Below are 18355 nucleotides of genomic sequence, written 5' to 3' on the forward strand. Positions count from 1 at the left end.
GGCCGGACCGCACCTCACTTCAGGGCCGAACCCGACCCGACCACGTGGCCACCGCTGGTGACCTCGACGGTTGCGCTCTTGACGCTTGGCGCCTTGAACGACAGGGCCGATCCGGTGACGGTGGCCGTGAAGGTGCGGGTGCTGCCGTCGTCCAGCACGGCGGACACCGTGACGGTGGCACCGAGGGGCAGCCCCGCGGTCTCGACACCCACCCGGTTGCCCTTGATGGCGACGTCGACGACCTTGACCGCCACGATGCCGACGACCGCCGGGTCGTGGTCGGACGACGCGAAGGGGTCGGCGGCGTAGAGGTCGGTCACGTTGTAGTTGCGGCGGGAGTACTGGAACGCGACCGATTCGTCGCCGTTGATGTTCCAGACGGCGCCCGAGCTGACCAACTGCCGGGCCCGGTCATTGCCGAACACGTGGTCGAGTGAACCCAGTCGTCCGCCGAACTGGTAGGTGGTGTCATCGCTGGTGACCACATTGCTGAAGCCGGCGGACTCGATGATCTGCACCGGTTCCTCCTTGGAGTAGGCATTGAAGTCGCCCAGCAGGAACACCGGCTGGTCGGCGAACACCTGGCCCACCCAGGAGGTGAGCGCGGTGGCCTGCGCCTTGCGGGAGGGGTTGGACAGGCCCTGTCCGGTGCCGTCGTCGGCTCCGGAACCCTTCGACTTGAAGTGGTTGGCGACGGCGACGAATGAGGTCTTGGTCCCGCGCACCTCGAACTTCTGGCCCAGCGGCTGGCGTGCATTGGCGAACGCCGGGTCGCTGAGGATCACCGAGCCGTCGACCGGCGCCACGGTGCCCGCGCGGTAGATGAAGGCCAGCCGGATGTTGTCCTCGCCGGTGGGCACCTGCGCGGGACTGGTCGGCACATACCTCCAGCCCTTGCCCGGGTCGGCGGCGTTGAGGGCGTCGACCAGGTTGGCCAGCGTCTGGTCGCGGTCGTGGCCGAAGTTGGCGGAATTCTCGATCTCCATCAGCGCCACCACGTCGGCGTCGAGCCCGTTGACGGCCGAGACGATCTTGGCCTGCTGGTCGGCGAAGGCGGCGGGCGTGTAGGCGCCCCGCACCTGGCAGCCGTTGGTCCCGACCGGGGTGCCCGAGCGGTCGGTGTATGCCTTGCAGCCAGCTTCGTCCTGACCGAGGTCGGTGAAGTAGTTCAGCACGTTGAAGGTGGCGAGCTTGACGTCACCCCCCACGGCGGGCACCGAGGTCGGACGATCGTTCTCGCTGGCCAGGAAGTCGACCTCCGCCCCCACCACCTGGCGGGTGGGCTGGTAGTTCCACTGGAAGCGGTGGTCGAGGATCACCGGCCCGGTGAAGGACACGTGCGATCCGGTGCGCATGGGCGTGGCGCCCGACAGGTAGGCCAAGGGGGAGTTCTTGGCCGTGGAGTTGGTCAGGAGGTTCCAGGAGGAACCGTCATCGAGGGTGATCAGCTTGCGCACCTGCTGGGCCTCGTAGGCAGCGGCCTCGGTGTGGGGCACCTTGTCGGTTGGCGTGTAGAGCGGCTCGTCCCCCACGGCCAGGTCGAGTTGACCGTACTGGTTCGCCGCATGGTTGTTGGTGATGGTGTAGGTGCCCTGCGGCTGCACCAGCATCCCCTCGTAGGCCTCCTTGTCGGCATCGGTCACCGGAAGGGTGGCCAACCCGGTGACGGCGACCGGCGCACAGTCGTCCACGGCGGTGGTCGTCACGCCCGAGAGTTCGGTGAGCCCTCCGTACTCGACGACCGTCCCGCTGACGTCGAGGCAGTTGCCGACCGACACACCGGTTCGTCCGTACACGAAGACACCGTCCGAGGCGTCGCTCGCGGTCTTGGGCACGCCACCCGATCCGGGGGCCTGCAGGTAGAACCCGTTGAAGCCACCCGTGGGATAGACGGCCGTCACCACACCTCGCGTGGTCACCTGCCGCCCGACCAGAGGACTGGTGTCGGTCGTCCCCTGGATCTCGGCGATGGTGCGCGACTGGGCTGGTGGTGTGCTGGTAGGGGGGGTGCTCGGTGCTCCCCCATCGGCGGACTGTCCGGGGTTCGCCGCCCCTGGGGTGATGTCCGTGGTGAACGCGAAGTCGGCCGCGTTGTTGCCGGTGTCGTCGGTGGTGGTGCGGGCCAGTGCTCCCGGGTCGGAGTTGGCGCCGGTGTAGGTCGCGGCCGTTCCCTCGGGGGAGTTGGACGTGCCGTAACCGAGCTTGTCGACCACCGAGGACGCATCCGGGAGGGTGGCGCTGCTGCCCTGCACCAGGTAGATCGTCCCCGTGGTGCCACTGGGGTTGAGTCCGCTGGCCACCTGGTCGACGACCCCGGCCGGCAGGGCCGTGCCGGTGGTGCCGTTGGATCCCCCCTGCACGACGTGGAGGTCCCCCGAGGCCAGGGTTCCGGTCAGCGGGACGACCGTGGTCGCGTTGCTCGTTCCGGTGGCCGATCGGTACTGCAGGGTCAGTCCGTCCAGCACGACCGGCGAACCGGTGGGGTTGAGGATCTCGACGAACTTGTGGGTGTAGGGCTGGTTGCTGGAACCGCCCCGCAGGTGGGCCTCGTTGATGATCAGGTGGTCGGCGGCGGCGCGGGCCGGCACGGCCTGGATGACACCGACGAGCGCGGTGGCGAACAGGACGAGGCCGACTCCCGCGCGGGCGGAGGGCTGCATGGCGTGGCTCCCAGTGATTGAATCGGGGGGACTGCATCGGGGGGGACTGAATCGGGCGGACTGAACCGGGTGGACTGGATCGGCTGGTTGCAGCCTCACCCAACCACGGGCTCGGGCCATCCCCGCGCGCGGCGGGAGCGGTTCACCCGAAGTTCACCGGATGCTGCCCGACCTGTCGTGAGGGGGGTCGGCCGCTCGTCCTTGGAAGGCCAGGATCGCGGGATTGACCACACGTCCGTCCCGAATCTCGATGGCGCGGCGGAGCACCTCGTCCCCATCCCAACCGACGGCTCCTCGGAGCACGGGCCGCAGGAACGGCAACAGGGCCATGCTGTTCTCCCAGGTCGCCGCGTTCCACAGGTAGGAGGGGCTGTGGTCAACCCCGTAGTAGAGGACGTTCTCGCCGACCACGAAGGTGGGAGCGTCGAAGGTGGTGGGCCGAGCCCAGCTGAAACCCATTCCCAGATCACAGGAGACGTCGACGATCACACTGCCGGGGCGGAAGGTCGCCAGGTCCTCGGAGTGGAGGTACACCAAGGGATGGGCCGGGTCCTGCAGGGTGCAGTTGACGACGACGTCGGTGCGCGCCAAGAGGTCGGCCAGTGGCTCCTGCCCGTGCTCGGTGACCACGTGGTGGGTGCCCTCGGCACCGTGCTCGAAGCGGCGGATCGTCGTGGAGTGGATCGGCGACCCCACCGCCGCCACCTCGCGGTTGGTCAACACCGTGACGTTGTTCACGCCGTGCGCCTTGAGGGCGGTCACCGCACCGCGCGCCGTCGCCCCGAAGCCAATGACCGCCGCCCTCAGCGGCCGTCCGTAGTCACCCGTCACCCCGGCCAACTGCAGGGCGTGGATCACGGAGCAGTAGCCCGCGAGTTCGTTGTTCTTGTGGAAGACGTGCACCCCCATGGCGCCCTCCGACGTGCGGTGGTTCATCATCTCGAACGCGATCAGGGTCAACCCTCGGTCGATGGCCAACTGGGTCATGACCGGGTCCTGCACACAATGAGGCCAGCCCCACAGCACCTGCCCGGGACCCATGGCCGCGACATCGCTGTGCTGGGGTTTCGGCAGCAGCACGACGTCGCAGTGCGCCAGGAGCCAATCCCTGGAGGCGAACCCCGCCACCTGGTCGGCGAGGGCTTCATCACGGACACCGAAGCGGGCTCCGTAGCCGTGCTCCAGGGTGATGGCAGCGCGAAGATCCGGATCCAGCCCGGACAGGTGCTCAGGGTGGACTGGCAGACGTCGCTCGTTCTCCATGGACGACGTCGAGATCAGACCCAACGTCAGCAGGGTCACTTCTTCTTGGACTGCTGCACCTTGTCAGCAACCAATTCCTCACCTGCCGGATTGCGCTTGGCTGCGCGCTTCTCCTTGATGGACTTACCGGTCTTCTTGGTCATGCTCTGCCGCGGCGACTTGTCGCTCATGGGACTGTCCTTTGGGAGGAAGCCTGAATGGCTCCGTCCTGTGACCCTACGCCGTCCGGGTCGATTGGTGGGCTTCCGGCAGCGCCAACGAGGTCGGGGCGCGGACGCTCTCAGGCAGTCTGCTCAGAACAGGCGGACGGGGAAGAAGATGTCGGCGATGATCAGCACCGCACCCGACAGGGCCAGGAAGCCACCCACCACGTAGGCCACCGGGAGCAGTTTGGCCGTGTCGACGTGACCGGGGTCAGGACGTCGAGCCACCCGGGCCGCCAGTCGGCGCACCCACTCCCACACGGCACCGGCCATGTGGCCGCCGTCCAAGGGCATCAGCGGGACCAGGTTCAACAGCGCCACGAACAGGTTGACCGACCCCAACATGGTGAACCAGGACGCCACCCGATCGCCTGCCGGTACCTGGTCGGCGGCGGCGATCTCACCGGCGACCCGGCTCGCTCCGACGATGGAGATCGGACCGTTCTCGTCCCGGGGACGACCCGTCACCATGTCGACCGCGACGTTCCAGACGCGCTGCGGGAAGCTGGCCAACGCCACCGTCGACTGCTTCGTCAGCTGCCACAGGTCACGGGCGGCGGTGACCGGGCCCGATCGCTCGAGACGGTAGGTGGGTCCCACTCCCAGGAAACCCGCCTCAACGGTGCGGGAGGGGTCGATCCGATCAACGACACCGGTGATCACCGTGTTCGTCGTCACGGTGGTCGGCTGGCCGTGGCGCATGACGACGATGGTTGCTCGACGGTCACGGTTCGCCCTGATCAGGTCGGAGAACTGCGCCCACGAGGTCACCGCGGTGCCGTTGAAACTCTGCACCACGTCACCCACCTCGAGGCCGGCGCGGGCCGCCGGGGTGGCTGGGTCGCCGGGCTGGCAGGTCTGGGCCGCTCGTCCGGCCGGCACGATGCACTCGCTGACACTGGCGATCGAGAGCTGCGCCCGGTACTGGCCGTGCAGCGCGTTCACGCCGGTGAAGATCAGCAGTGCCAGCAGGATGTTCATCAGCGGACCGCCGGCCATGATGACCAGCTTCTGCCAGGTCTTCTTCTGGTGGAACAACCGCCCCTCGTCGGCCGGGGTGATCTGCTCGTACTCGGCCTCGCGGGCAGTGTCCGCCAGCCTGGTCAACCAGGTCGGACGAGCCTGCGGCCGCGCCGGAGGGTACATGCCCAGCAACCGGACGAAGCCGCCCAGCGGGATCGCCTTCACGCCGTACTCGGTCTCGCCCCGCTTGAACGACCACAGGGTCTTGCCGAAGCCGACGAAGTACTGGCTGATCCTGACGTCGAAGATCTTGCCGGGCACGAGGTGCCCGACCTCGTGCAGGGCGATCGAGGCCATGATCAGGGCGAAGAACCCGATCGCCCCCGCGATGATGACGAGCACCTCCATCAGTGCACCGCTGCTCTCTCCTGCACCAGGCGAGCGGCTCGCTGCCTGGCCCAGCCGTCGGCAGCCAGCACCGCCTCGACGCTGAGGTCGGTGTCAGCCACGTGGGCGGCAGGCAGCTCCTGGGCCGAGAGGTGCTCGTCCACGACCTCGGTGATGGTGTCGACGATGTCGAGGAAGCCGATCCGACCCGCGCAGAAGGCATCGACCAGCACCTCGTTGGAGGCGTTGTAGACGGCGGGGGCGGTGCCACCCAGCGTGCCGACGCGGCGGGCGAGCGCCACGGCGGGGAAGGCCTCGTCGTCCAACGGCGCGAAGGTCCAGGTGGCGGCGGTCGTCCAGTCACAGGGAGCGGCGGCGCCCTCGACCCGGTCGGGCCAGGTCAGTCCGAGCGCGATCGGCAGGCGCATGTCGGGTGGTGAGGCCTGGGCGATGGTCGACCCGTCGCAGTACTCGACCATCGAGTGCACGATCGACTGCGGGTGCACGGTGACCACGATGTCGTCGAGGTCGACGTCATAGAGCAGGCCGGCCTCGAGCAGTTCGAGACCCTTGTTGACCAGGGTCGAGGAGTTGATGGTGATCACCCGGCCCATGTTCCAGGTCGGGTGCGCCATCGCCTCGTCGGGGGTGACGTGCACGAGTTCCTCGCGGGTGCGACCCCGGAACGGACCTCCCGAGGCGGTGAGGACCAGCCTGCGCACTTCGTCCTTGCGTCCTGCCCGCAGAGCCTGGGCGAAGGCCGAGTGCTCGGAGTCGACCGCGACGATCTGCCCGGGCGCGGCCGCCCGGGTGACGAGCCGACCGCCGATCACCAGAGACTCCTTGTTGGCCAACGCCAGGGTGGTGCCAGCCCCGAGGGTCGCCAGGGTGGGACGCAGGCCCGCGGCGCCCGTGATCGCGTTCACCACCACGTCGACGGGCTCGGCGGCCAGTTCGGTCGACGCGTGGGGGCCAGCGATGATCTTCGGCAGTCTCAGCTCACCGGCGTTCCAGCCGCGTTGGCTCGCCTCCGCGTACAGCGCCAGTTGAAGGTCCTGCACGACCGTGGCCCGCGCAACGGCCACCACTGCCGGTGAGAACTCGAGCACCTGCGCGGCGAGCGTCTTGATGTCCGAACCCCCCGACGAGAGCCCGTGGACGACGAACCGGTCGCGGCGCGTGCGGATCACGTCGAGGGTCTGGGTGCCGATCGACCCGGTGGAACCGAGGATGGTCACGCGGCGGAGTGCAGCAGTCACCCCACCAGTCTGGCACGCAGCTTGATCCACACCAGTTGCCCCAGGAAGCCCAGCGCCAGTGCGACCAGCACCCCCAGGCTGGCGTAGGCCCATGGCCCGTCCTTGCCACCCAGACCGAACGGGGCGAGCAGGTAGCCCTGCCAGCTGAGCCAGTTGGCGTTGGAGTTGGTGACCAGCCCGAAGCCGACCCCACACGTGAGCACGAGCCACGCCACCGGGAACCAGCGGACCGACCCGTAGCCGGTGGGGCCGGAGTCGAACAGCCTGGACTCGTCATAGCCCTCGCGCCATCGATTGACGAGGTCGGCGCAGAAGATCCCGGTCCATGCGGCCAGCGGCACGGCCAGGGTGATCAGGAACCCTTGGAACGGGGTGAGGAAGTCGGAGGCGAACCAGGCCACGTAGATGGTGCCCAACGTGACCAGCACCCCGTCGACACCCGCGGCGACCCACCGCTTGATGGGCAGGCCGATCGCCACCAGCGCGAGCCCCGAGGAGTACAGGTCCATGATGGTGCCCGCCACCAGACCGGTGAGCGCCACCAGCCAGAAGGGCACCACGAACCAGGTCGGCAGCACCGAGGTGAGGGCGCCGATCGGGTCGCTCGCCAAGGCCTTCGACAGCGTCGGGTCGGACCCGCACAGGAGGAGTCCGTAGCCGATCAGCACCACCACGGGCAAGGAGCCGCCGAAGGTCGTCCATCCGACGATGGAGCGACCCGAGGTGTGTCGCGGCAGGTAGCGCGAGTAGTCGGCCGCCGCGCTCGTCCAGCCCACCCCGAACCCCGCGAAGACCATCATGGCCGCGCCCAGCACAGCCGCCGCCCCTCCGGCCGGGTGCGAGGTGACCTGGGACAGGTTGATGTGGTCGAGGGTCATGGCCATGAACACCGCGGTCATGACCAGGGTGGCGACCGTGATCCATCGTTGTGCCTTCATGACGGCGTCGAAACCGATCACGCCCAACACGACGGTCACGGCGACCACCACGGCGAAGACGGCAACCTTCGCCACCCCCCCGCCGCCGAGACCGAGCCTGTCGGCGACCGTCTGGCTCGACAGCACCGCCATCGAGGTGAGCACGATCTCCCACCCCAGCAGCAACAGGTAGCTGACGATGCCCGGCAGGATGTTCCCGTGCACCCCGAACACCGCACGGGAGAGCACCATCGTCGGGGCCGACCCTCGCTGCCCCACCAGCGAGACGAGCCCGACCAGCAGGAACGAGCCGATCACCCCGACCAGCGTCACCAGCAGGGCCTGACCGAAGGAGATGCCGAAGTCGAACAGGTAGGCACCCCAGGAGACCGAGAGCACCGAGATGTTCCCGGCGCACCACGGCCAGAACAGCGACCGGGGTGACCCGTGCCGGTCGGCTTCCGCGATGACGTCGATGCCCTGCATCTCGATGCGGTGCCGACTGGGCACGGAGGACGCCCCGGTCGAGGCGTCCCCAGTGGACAATCCAGTGGACGACCCAGTGGACGACCCTGCAGCGGACGGTTCCGTGGTGGACGGCTCGGGGACAGTGGTGACCATGGACTCAGATCCTGCCACCAGCGGGCCGAGCGCAAGGATTCGTCCCAGCGACCGCGTGTGCCGAACCCGACACGCCCAACCGGTGGTCCCCTGTGCCCGGGCGGACGGATACCGGTTGGATGGGGGCATGTCAGATCCGATCGAGCAGTCCCCCGCCCAGCAGCACGTCCCCGCCATCCAGCACGTCCCCGCCATTCAGCAGTTCAGGGATGCGCAGCAGGCGGCCGGATGTGAGCTCCACTCGCTCACGGTCGTGAAGGACGGAGTCAGGCTCGTCGAGTTCGGGGTCGCCCCCTGGACCCTGGATCGGGCCAGCCTGGTGTACTCGATGAGCAAGACGTTCACCTCGGCCGCCTTCGGCATCGCCCGTGAGCGCGGACTGCTGAGCGAGGACGATCTCGTCATCGACCTGTTCCCCGAACACCTGGACGACAGGGTGGGCCCCAAGGCTCGCACGATCACGCTGGGTCACTGCCTGTCGATGGCCTCGGGGCACACCTTCGACACCATCGAGCTGTTCAACGGCCGTTGGACGCTGGACTCCTCCGGCATCGGTGAGTTCCTGCGCCACGAGCCGGACGGAACCCCCGGCGAGACCTTCTGCTACAACCAGCTGTGCACCTACACGGTTGCCCTGGCCGTCGCCCGTGCCACCGGGACGAGCGTGCACGACCTGATGCGCCGTGAAGTACTCGACAAGCTCGACTGCGAGCCGAGCTGGTGGGCCAGCGACCCCGACGGGAACGCCTTCGGGTTCTCGGGCAACCATGTCTCGCCGCGCACACTGGCGAGCTTCATCGGGCTGGTCGCCAACGGCGGCGTCGCTGTCGGCGGCGCCCACGACGGGGAGCAGCTGCTGCCCCAGGGCTGGATCGACCAGTACGCGATCAAGAGGGTCGAGAACGCCGCCGCCAACCCCTCACCCGACAGTGACTGGGCCCAGGGCTACGGCTGGCAGGTGTGGCGTGGGCGCGACGGCGGCCACCGTGCCGACGGTGCCTACGGTCAGTACGGACTGATCTGGCCCGACCAGAAGCTGGCGGTGGTGATCACCAGCCTCGTCGGCGACATGCAGGTCACCATCGACCAGGTGCGTCAGATCCTGCTGCCCGCCCTCGACTCGCTCGAGGCACCCGAGCCCGCGGCCATCGTCCCGGTCCCCACCGGATCAGCCGACTTCGCGGCCTGGTCGGGGACGATCGCCGACCGAGGCGCAGCCCGGGTGGCCAGCGACGGTGACGGCTGGCTGATCGGGTGGAGCGACCTCGACGGGGTCGACCACCGGATCCCGGTCGGCCATGGGCACTGGCGTGACTCGGTGATGCGCTGGGACGGGTCATCGCTCGATGTCTCGGCTGCGGGCGCCGTCGACGAGTCGGGCGTGCTGCGGGTGAGGCTCGCCTGCCTCAACACGCCGCACACGGCCCTGCTCGACTTCCCCGGCGACACGGACCGCGGCAGCTTCTCGTGGAACGCCCAACCGCTGGGAGAGGACACCTTGAAGGGGATCTCGTTGCCCGACGGCTGGGACCGCTGAGGGCGGTCATGGGCCCGGGGGGGTTGTGGTCCGGTCGAGTGGCCCCGGGGTGACCGCCCGGCGGGCTGACTAGGGTGGCGCCATGCCCCATCTGGTGGAACTGCAGTCCTTGGACGACTTCGACAGCTGGCTTGCGGCCATGCCTCCCCGAGGTCTGAGCCGCGTCGCCCTGCAGGGCATCGACCTGCGCGAGCGAACCCAGCAGCTGTCGGAGCGCCCCGTCAACCACGCCGTGTTCCTCGGTTGCCAGCTCACCCCCGAGGCCGACGCCGACCTGCGGGCCAGGGGCGCGCTGGTCTTCCCCGAGCTGCCCCGGCTGCCGTTTCGTCCCTATCGGGGAGCCCTCTACACCCCCGAGGAGCTCTACTCCGGGCTGCAGGAGCACTACTCACGTACCCCCGATGCCCTCGTGTACGCGTGGCAGCAGCGTCCCGCCGCTGAAGCGCTGGCGAACACGCTGGCGATGTCGCTGCACGACCACGCGATCTCTGACGCACTGAACGAACTCGAGGCGACCCTCTCCCCCGCCAACACGCTGGGGATCATGGGCGGGCACGCCTCCGAACGCGGGTCCGGGTCCTACCGTGCGGCAGCCCATCTGGCGGCCGAACTCACCCGGGCGGGTCTGACGGTGCTCACCGGCGGTGGACCCGGCGCGATGGAGGCCGCCAACCTGGGTGCCTCGCTGATCACCAACGGCGACCCCGTGCCGCACGACCGGATCGACGCGGCCGTGGACGACCTGGGAAGGGTCCCCAGTTTCCGCCCCCGTGCCGAAGGCGGGCAGGGCATCACCGCGTGGGCGCGCGCGGCATTCGAGGTGCGGGAGCGGTTCGACGCGACCGGCACGAGCATCGGCGTGCCCACCTGGTTCTACGGACACGAGCCGCCCAACCCCTTCGCCAGCCACATCGCGAAGTTCTTCTCCAACGCCCTGCGCGAGGACACGCTGCTCGCCCACTGCCGCCGCGGTCTCATCTACCTCGAGGGTGCCGCGGGCACCGTGCAGGAGATCTTCCAGGCCGCCACCGGGAACTACTACGCGGCCGACGAGACCCGGCCCTCACCAATGGTTCTCGTCGGCGTCGAACACTGGACCAGGACCCTGCCGGCGTGGCCCCTGCTCCAGTCGCTGGGGGACGGTCGGGCCATGGGTGGCCACATCCATCTGGTCGACACCATCGAGGAGGCGGCCGAGGTGCTGCTGGGAAAGGATCACGGATGAGCTGGGCGACGGTGACCACAGACGTGGTGCGAGCGCTGGAGGACTGGCCGAGGGGCGACCTGGAGCAGGAACAGCTGCGCACCCGCTACCTCGCCCTGCTGGCGAGTGAAGGGCAGCGAGCCCTCGTCAAGGGCGTCCTGCCCGCCCACCTGACCGCTTCGGTGCTGGTGCTCGACGACACCCTCGAGAGGGTGCTGCTCACCCACCACCGGCGGGCCCGCCAGTGGCTGCAGTTCGGCGGCCACCTCGAGGAGGAGGATCCCTCACTGGAGGCCGCCGCCCGCCGGGAGGGGTCGGAGGAGTCAGGGCTCGTGCTCGAGAGGCCGCTGGTGCCCGTCGAACTCGACGCGCACCTGTTGGTGGGCTCGTTCGGCGTCTGCCAGGAGCACCTGGACGTGCGCTACGCCACCCTGGTGCCGGGGGATGCCGTGCCAACCGTCTCGGAGGAATCCACCGACGTCGCCTGGTTCCACCTGGACGACGCGGCAGACGAACTCCGCCACCTGGCCCGGCTGGTGGAGCGCGCCCGCGCCTCCCTCACCTGATCACGGGCCGCCGCAGGCTCAGCGCTGGCTGGCCGCCAGCTGCCCGCAGGCGCCGTCGATCTCGCGGCCCCGGGTGTCACGCACCGTCACGGGCACGCCTCGCGCCTCCAACCGGCGGACGAACTCGCGCTCGTCCGACTTGCGGCTGGCGGTCCACTTCGACCCGGGAGTCGGGTTGAGCGGGATCAGGTTCACGTGCGCCCACGACCAGTCGCCCCGCTTCTTCAGCACCTGGGCGAGCAGGTCGGCCCGGCTGGCCTGGTCGTTGATGTCCTTGATCAGGATGTACTCGATGCTGACGCGGCGCTTGGTGCGTCGGGCGTAGTCCCACGCGGCGTCCACCACCTCGTCGACCTTCCAGCGCGTGTTGATCGGCACCAGTTCGTCGCGGAGCTCGTCGTCGGGTGCGTGGAGCGACAGGGCCAGGGTCACGGGGATGCCCTCGTCGCCGAGCTGGTGGATGCGGGGCACGAGGCCGACCGTCGAGACGGTCACCCCGCGGGCACTCATGCCCAGGCCATCGGGACCGGGGGTGGTCATGGTGCGGACGGCCCCCATCACGGCCTTGTAGTTGGCCAGCGGCTCCCCCATGCCCATGAACACGGCGTTGTTGAGTCGCCCTGGCCCGCCGGTCACCTCTCCGCGGCCGAGGCGCCCGGCGGCGTCGATCACCTGGGCCACGATCTCGCCGCTCGACATGTTGCGCTGCAACCCACCCTGACCGGTGGCGCAGAACGGGCAGGCCATGCCACAACCGGCCTGCGAGGACACGCACAGGGTGGAGCGACCGGACGAGGTGTCGGTGGCGGCGTAGCGCATCAGCACCGACTCGACCAGGGACCCGTCGTGGAGGCGCCACAGGGTCTTGACGGTGGCGCCCTGGTCGGCGGTCTGGGTGCTGACCTCGGTCAGGAGTGAGGGGAACAGGTCGGCAGCGAGTTGGTCCCGCGCGGCCGCGGGGATCTCGGTCCAGGCGGCCGGGTCGGTGTTGTGCTTCTCGAACAGCTGGTGATTGAGCTGCTTGGCGCGGAACGGCTTGTGCCCTCGGTCCACCACAGCCTGGGTGCGCTCGTCGGCGGTCAGGTCGATCCAGTGCCGGGCCGGCTTGTTCCTCTTCGGGGCGGTGAAGACCAGCGGAAGCGCCTTGCCCGGTTCCGCCAGGGGTTCGGCGGGCAGAGGCGGGGCGGCATGGTTGCGACCCGGACGAGCCCGGTTGCGTTCGTCGGGCACGACGGCGTCCACATCACGGTCGAGATCGGTCACGTCAGCCTCCCGGCACGAACAGGTACATCACGAGCCAGGCCACCGGGGCGGCGACCAACAAGGAATCGAGACGGTCCATGATGCCACCATGGCCCGGGAGGAAGCTCGACATGTCCTTGATGCCCACGTCGCGCTTGATCATCGACTCGATCAGGTCGCCGGCCGTACCGAAGGCCACCATCGTCACCCCGAGCACCACCCCCACCCACCAGTCGACGTGCAGCAACCACGTCGCCATCAGCACGCCCACCGCCACGCCGGAGATCACCGACCCCGCGAACCCCTCCCAGGTCTTCTTGGGGCTGATGGTGGGCGCCATCGGGGTGCGTCCGAAGAGCACCCCGAACAGGTAGCCGCCCGTGTCGTTCGCGATCACGCAGAACAGGAAGGCAACGATGCGCTGGGCACCCAGGTCACCGGCCAGCATCAGCGCCACGGCCGAGCCGAGCAGCGGCAGGTAGCCGATGATGAAGACCGAGGCGGCGGCGTCCTTGACGAAGCCCTGCGGCCCACCCGGCAGTCTCCACACCAGGGCCACCAGCACCGTCAGGGCCAGCATCGCCAACAACAGCGCATTGGAACTCAAGCCGCTCTCCGGGTGCCTGGCGGCCCAGTAGCTGCCCAGCGGGATCAGGAAGGCGGCCGCGACGATCGGCTTGACCGCAGCCGTCATCCCGATCCGCGACATCGCCCGGTTCACCTCGACCGCACCCAGCGCGAGCGCGAGGGCCGTGATGCCCACGAACCCCCAGTGGAACCAACGCAGGGTGATCAGGGCGGCGCCCGACAGGGCAACGCCCACGCCGATGGCTGAGGGCAGGTTGCGGCCAGCCCGACTGTGGGGTGTGGGGGTCGCCGCTGACGTCGGCGTCACGTGAGTCATGGGTAACCGGGTCGCTGACGGGCCGAACCGAGCACAGGGCTCGGCTCAGACCTCGAGCAGCTCGGCTTCCTTGCTCTTGAGCAGGTCGTCGATCTGGTCGGTGTGCTTCTTGGTGACCTCGTCGAGGGCCTTCTCGGCCCGGCTGGCCTCGTCCTCGCCGATCTCCTTGTCCTTGACCAACTTCTTCACCTGGTCCATGGCGCTGCGACGCACGTTGCGCACCGAGACCCGGGCCTCCTCGGCCTTGTTGCGCGCCATCTTGATGTATTCCTTGCGTCGCTCCTCGGTCAGGGAGGGCAGCACGAGGCGGATCATGTTGCCGTCGTTCGAGGGGTTGGCGCCCAGGTCGGAGTCGCGGATGGCCCGCTCGATTGCGTTCATGGCGGAGCGATCGTAGGGAGTGATCAGCACCACCCGCGCCTCGGGCACCTGGAAGGTGGCCAGCTGCTGCAGAGGGGTGGGGGCGCCGTAGTAGTCGGCCATCAGCTTGTTGAACATGGACGGGTGGGCGCGCCCGGTGCGGATGGCACCGAACTCGTCACGAGCGAACTCGATGGCCGAGTCCATCTTCTGCTCGGCGTCCTTGTGGATGTCAGCGATCACGTCAGCTTCCTTCGTTGCGTTGGCTAGGGGTTGAAAGGCCGATTCGGTCAGCGGTGGACGACGGTGCCGATGTTCTCGCCGGCAACGGCGCGGGCAATGTTCCCGGGCACGTCGAGGTTGAAGAAGATCATCTCGAGGCCGTTGTCGCGGGCGAGGCTGATGGCCGTGGCGTCGGCCACCTTCAGGTTTCGACTGAGGTAGTCGTCGAAGCTCAGGTCAGTGAACCGGACCGCATCGGGGTTGGTCTTCGGGTCGGAGTCGTAGACACCGTCGACGCCCTGCTTGCCCATCAGCAGGACGTCGGCCCCGATCTCGAGGGCGCGCTGGGCGGCCACCGTGTCGGTGGAGAAGTAGGGCATCCCGGAACCCGCACCGAAGATGACCACGCGACCCTTCTCGAGATGGCGTTCGGCGCGGCGAGGGATGTAGGGCTCGGCCACCTGACCCATGGTGATCGCGGTCTGCACGCGGGTGTCGATGCCGGCCTTCTCGCAGTAGTCCTGCAGTGCGAGGCAGTTCATCACGGTGCCGAGCATGCCCATGTAGTCGGCGCGGTCGCGCTCCATACCCAGCTGCTGCAGTTCGGCGCCGCGGAAGAAGTTGCCGCCCCCGACCACGATCGCGACCTGGACGCCGGACTTGACCACCTCGGCGATCTGCTGCGCCGTGGACGCGACGACCCGTGGGTCGACCCCCAACTGGCCACCGCCGAAGACCTCTCCGGAGAGCTTCAGCAGCACGCGCTTGTACGGGTTGGTCATGGTTCTCCTAGCTGACCTCGGGAGAGGTGGATGCAGTCCGGCAGGCGGCGACCAGCCTAGCGCGAGTGGCCTGCCGCGGCAGAAACGGAGCTGCCCCGCTCCCCTGGGCGGGGGCGGGGCAGGACCGGGAACTGCGGACGATCAGGCGCCGGCAGCCAGACGGCGGAAGCGTGAGACGCCCGTGCCGTTCTCCTGCAGGTACTTGCCGATGGACTTCTTGTCCTCGGTCACGGTGGCCTCCTGGTCGACCAGGACGACGTCCTTGAAGTAGCCGTTGACGCGACCCTCGACGATCTTGGGCAGGGCGCCCTCGGGCTTGCCCTCCTCGCGAGCGGTGGCCTCGGCGATACGGCGCTCGTTCTCGACCGTCTCGGCGGGCACCTCGTCACGCGTGACGTAGACCGGGCTCATGGCGGCGATGTGCAGGGCGACACCATGGGCGATGGCCTCATCGCCGGTGTACTCCACGATCACCCCGACCTGCGGGGGCAGGTCGGCCGCACGACGGTGCAGGTAGATGTGCGAGTCACCCTCGAAGTGCACGGCCTCGGCCAACTCGAGCTTCTCGCCGATGGTGATGGCCAGGGCCTGCACGGCCTCGTCCACGGTCTGGCCGGAAGGCAGCTTGACCTGACCGGCCGCCTCCTTGCCGTTCACCTTGGCGGCGTCGACGGCGGCGACGATCTGGTTCGCCAAGGCGACGAACTCCTCGTTCTTCGCCACGAAGTCGGTCTCGGAGGCGAGCTGGATGAGGGTGGTGCCGGTGGCGGCAACGAGCCCGTTCGAGGCATCGCGGTCGGAACGCTTGGCAGCCTTCGCCTGTCCCGAGACACGCAGGATCTCGATGGCCTTGTCGAAATCGCCGTCCGCCTCGGTGAGGGCCTTCTTGGCGTCCATCATGCCCGCGCCGGTGGCGTCGCGGAGCTTCTTGACATCAGCGGCAGTGATAGCCATGTGCGATGTGTCCCTATCTGTTGTGGGTGTACCGGTGAACCGGTGTGATCAGGCCTCGGCGGGAGCGTCGGTGGCGGCCTCGTCGGCGGGGGTCTCCTCGGCAGGAGCCTCGTCGGCGGCGGCAGCCTCGTCTGCGGCGGGAGCCTCCTCAGCGGGTGCAGCCTCGGCCACGTCGGCGTTCAGCTGACCGGCCTGCGGGTCCGCGACCTCGGCCTGCGCGGGCGACTCGACGGAGCCCTCGCGGTTGGTCTCGCCAGCGAGCAGGTCACGCTCCCAGTCGGGCATGGGCTCGGCCTCTTCACCGGAGGCGCCCTGGCCCGAACGCGCCATCAGGCCGTCGGCGGCGGCGTCGGCGATGATGCGGGTGAGCAGCGCAACCGAGCGGATCGCGTCGTCGTTGCCGGGGATCGGGAAGTCGACCTCGTCAGGGTCACAGTTGGTGTCGAGGATGCCGATCACGGGGATGTGCAGCTTGCGAGCCTCGTCGACGGCCAGGTGTTCCTTCTTGGTGTCGACGATCCACACCGCCTGAGGAGTGCGGGCCATGTCGCGGATGCCACCGAGGGTCTTCGAGAGCTTGTCGCGCTCGCGCTTCAGGCCCAGGTTCTCCTTCTTGGTGAGTCCACCCGAGGTCTGGGTGTCGAGGTCCATGCCCTCGAGCTCCTTGAGGCGCTGCACGCGCTTGATCACGGTCTGGTAGTTGGTCAGCATGCCACCCAGCCAACGCTGGTTGATGTAGGGCATGCCCACACGGGTCGCCTGTTCGGCGATGGCCTCCTGGGCCTGCTTCTTGGTGCCGATGAACAGCACCTGGCCGCCGCGGGCGACGGTCTCACGCACGAAGGCGTAGGCCTTGTCGATGTAGGTGAGCGACTGCTGCAGGTCGATGATGTAGATGCCGTTGCGCTCGGTGAAGATGAAGCGCTTCATCTTCGGGTTCCAACGACGGGTCTGGTGCCCGAAGTGAACGCCGCTCTCGAGCAGCTGGCGGGTGGTGACGACGGCCATGGCCGGTCCTTTCTGTGGGCACAGCGGTGACTGCGCCCGGTTCGGTTTCACCGTGTCGAACTGTTCGACACTGCCTGGTGCAGCAGCAACGGCCACCCCGCGAGCGGGGACCTCGGCCAGGACTGGTGGTCTGCACGTGAAGTCGAGCGGTGCCGAGGCACCGATCGCCTCGGCCATTCTAGGTCGTGGCCGTCGGGTGCGCCAATCGGGCGAGGAGGGGTTGTCCACAGCCCTGATCGACCCCCAGGCGTTGTCCACAGGCGGGTCGTCCCACCGGGACGTCTGGCCTCTCGATGGGCACAACTGGGGCGTGGGAATCCGTCATCGAATCGTGCTCGTCCTGCTCTCCGCCATCCTTCTGGGGGCCGCCGGCGGCTCCGCTGCGGTTGCCGCACCGGCGATCGACCTGGACCACCCTGTCGGGGGGCGGGTCACTCGAGGGTTCGCCCCACCCGGTGAGCGCTGGGGCGCGGGGCACCGGGGGGTCGACCTGTCAGCCGCAGCGGGCGAACCCGTGCGTGCCTCAGCCGATGGGGTGATCTCCTTCCGAGGGACGATCGCCGGCCGAGGCGTCGTCGCCATCACCCATCAGCCCGCCACCAGGCTGCGCACCACCTACGAGCCGGTGGAGGCCGTGGTGAGCGCGGGTCAGCGCGTCCGCCGAGGCCAGGTGATCGGTCGCGTGCAAGCTGTGGTCGACCGCCACGACGGTCTGCACTGGGGACTCATCGAAGGTGAGACCTACCTCGACCCCCTGTCCCACAGTCGGGGCGCCCCCGCCCCGGTGCGGCCGAATCAGGTCCGTCTGTTGCCCGCGGGCGCGACACCTCGCCCGGTGGAGACGGACGGGGCGGCGTGGGCGGAGGAGGCGGTGGTGACACCCGTGCCGGTCGGCCTGCCGTGGCTGGCCAGGGGCAGCACCCGCCCGGCGGATGGTCCGGTGACCTCGGGCTTCGGCATGCGCCTGCACCCCGTGCTGCACGTGTGGAAGCTGCACGACGGGGTCGACATCGGCGCCCCCTGCGGGGCGCCGGCGCGCTCTGCGCTGGCCGGCACCGTGCTGGTGGCCGAACGTCACGTGGCCTACGGCAATCGGGTGATCGTCGACCATGGGGGCACCCGCACGGGCTACGCGCATCTGGCCGCGGTCAACGTCGCCGTCGGCCAGCGGGTCGAGGCGGGGCAGCAGGTCGGACTGGTCGGGACGACCGGCTGGTCGACGGGCTGCCACCTGCACGTCATGGCCTGGCGGGAGCAGACCTTGGTCGATCCCAGTTGGCTGGTGACCCCACAGTGACGCCCG

Annotated in this window: 16 protein-coding genes; 4 read left to right on the forward strand and 12 right to left on the reverse strand. The window is 68.9% G+C overall.

Features of this window, described 5'->3' with window-relative positions; all coding sequences use genetic code 11:
* Positions 1-14: 14 nt before the first annotated feature.
* The 6 genes from QQZ11_RS00440 to QQZ11_RS00465 form a co-directional block, all read right to left on the reverse strand.
* A complete protein-coding gene (locus tag QQZ11_RS00440) occupies positions 15-2660 on the reverse strand; it encodes an ExeM/NucH family extracellular endonuclease (protein WP_284548099.1) in 2646 nt (881 codons plus the stop codon).
* Positions 2661-2813: 153 nt separating this feature from the next.
* A complete protein-coding gene (locus QQZ11_RS00445) occupies positions 2814-3962 on the reverse strand; it encodes a N(5)-(carboxyethyl)ornithine synthase (RefSeq protein WP_022909843.1) in 1149 nt (382 codons plus the stop codon).
* Positions 3959-4093, reverse strand: coding sequence for a hypothetical protein (locus QQZ11_RS00450; protein WP_022909842.1), 135 nt, complete (start codon positions 4091-4093; stop codon positions 3959-3961). Before QQZ11_RS00450 ends, QQZ11_RS00445 begins: the two co-directional genes overlap by 4 nt.
* Before the next feature lie 123 nt (positions 4094-4216).
* The gene (locus QQZ11_RS00455) at positions 4217-5497 is read right to left on the reverse strand and encodes a M50 family metallopeptidase (protein ID WP_284548100.1); all 1281 of its coding nucleotides are present in this window, start codon (positions 5495-5497) and stop codon (positions 4217-4219) included.
* Positions 5497-6735, reverse strand: coding sequence for a 1-deoxy-D-xylulose-5-phosphate reductoisomerase (gene dxr / locus QQZ11_RS00460; protein ID WP_284548102.1), 1239 nt, complete (start codon positions 6733-6735; stop codon positions 5497-5499). The genes QQZ11_RS00455 and dxr overlap by 1 nt, the downstream gene beginning before the upstream one ends.
* A complete protein-coding gene (locus QQZ11_RS00465; RefSeq protein WP_284548104.1) occupies positions 6732-8162 on the reverse strand; it encodes a purine-cytosine permease family protein in 1431 nt (476 codons plus the stop codon). The genes dxr and QQZ11_RS00465 overlap by 4 nt, the downstream gene beginning before the upstream one ends.
* A 238-nt stretch (positions 8163-8400) precedes the next feature.
* Here QQZ11_RS00465 and QQZ11_RS00470 point away from each other — a divergent pair, with 238 nt between their 5' ends.
* The 3 genes from QQZ11_RS00470 to QQZ11_RS00480 all read left to right on the forward strand — a co-directional run bounded on the left by QQZ11_RS00470 (position 8401) and on the right by QQZ11_RS00480 (position 11580).
* Positions 8401-9810: a serine hydrolase domain-containing protein gene (locus QQZ11_RS00470; RefSeq protein ID WP_284548105.1), complete on the forward strand. Its 1410-nt coding sequence runs from the start codon at positions 8401-8403 to the stop codon at positions 9808-9810.
* 82 nt (positions 9811-9892) lie between these two features.
* Positions 9893-11035: an LOG family protein gene (locus QQZ11_RS00475; RefSeq protein WP_284548106.1), complete on the forward strand. Its 1143-nt coding sequence runs from the start codon at positions 9893-9895 to the stop codon at positions 11033-11035.
* Positions 11032-11580 carry an NUDIX hydrolase gene (locus QQZ11_RS00480; RefSeq protein ID WP_284548108.1) on the forward strand — a complete coding sequence of 183 codons (549 nt, stop codon included), beginning with the start codon at positions 11032-11034 and terminating at the stop codon, positions 11578-11580. The genes QQZ11_RS00475 and QQZ11_RS00480 overlap by 4 nt, the downstream gene beginning before the upstream one ends.
* Positions 11581-11598: 18 nt before the next feature.
* Here QQZ11_RS00480 and rlmN read toward each other — a convergent pair whose 3' ends face one another.
* The 6 genes from rlmN to rpsB all read right to left on the reverse strand — a co-directional run bounded on the left by rlmN (position 11599) and on the right by rpsB (position 17052).
* A complete protein-coding gene (gene rlmN / locus QQZ11_RS00485; RefSeq protein ID WP_051139709.1) occupies positions 11599-12756 on the reverse strand; it encodes a 23S rRNA (adenine(2503)-C(2))-methyltransferase RlmN in 1158 nt (385 codons plus the stop codon).
* Between the two features lie 88 nt (positions 12757-12844).
* A complete protein-coding gene (locus QQZ11_RS00490; RefSeq protein ID WP_026377856.1) occupies positions 12845-13726 on the reverse strand; it encodes a phosphatidate cytidylyltransferase in 882 nt (293 codons plus the stop codon).
* Between the two features lie 45 nt (positions 13727-13771).
* Complete coding sequence (gene frr / locus QQZ11_RS00495) at positions 13772-14326, reverse strand: ribosome recycling factor (protein WP_026377855.1); 555 nt, start codon at positions 14324-14326, stop codon at positions 13772-13774.
* 50 nt (positions 14327-14376) lie between these two features.
* The gene (gene pyrH, locus QQZ11_RS00500; protein ID WP_022909832.1) at positions 14377-15090 is read right to left on the reverse strand and encodes a UMP kinase; all 714 of its coding nucleotides are present in this window, start codon (positions 15088-15090) and stop codon (positions 14377-14379) included.
* Positions 15091-15231: 141 nt separating this feature from the next.
* Entirely contained in the window at positions 15232-16044 is an 813-nt protein-coding gene (gene tsf / locus QQZ11_RS00505; protein ID WP_284548110.1) for a translation elongation factor Ts, read from the reverse strand.
* Positions 16045-16092: 48 nt separating this feature from the next.
* Positions 16093-17052 (reverse strand): 30S ribosomal protein S2, encoded by a 960-nt coding sequence (gene rpsB, locus QQZ11_RS00510; RefSeq protein WP_284548112.1) that lies wholly within the window; start codon positions 17050-17052, stop codon positions 16093-16095.
* A gap of 310 nt (positions 17053-17362) precedes the next feature.
* Between rpsB and QQZ11_RS00515 the strand changes: the two genes are divergently transcribed.
* Complete coding sequence (locus tag QQZ11_RS00515; RefSeq protein ID WP_284548113.1) at positions 17363-18349, forward strand: M23 family metallopeptidase; 987 nt, start codon at positions 17363-17365, stop codon at positions 18347-18349.
* The last annotated feature ends 6 nt before the right edge of the window (positions 18350-18355 follow it).

This window comes from Aestuariimicrobium sp. T2.26MG-19.2B, assembly GCF_950101875.1.
GTDB classification, from domain to species: Bacteria; Actinomycetota; Actinomycetes; order Propionibacteriales; family Propionibacteriaceae; genus Aestuariimicrobium; species Aestuariimicrobium kwangyangense.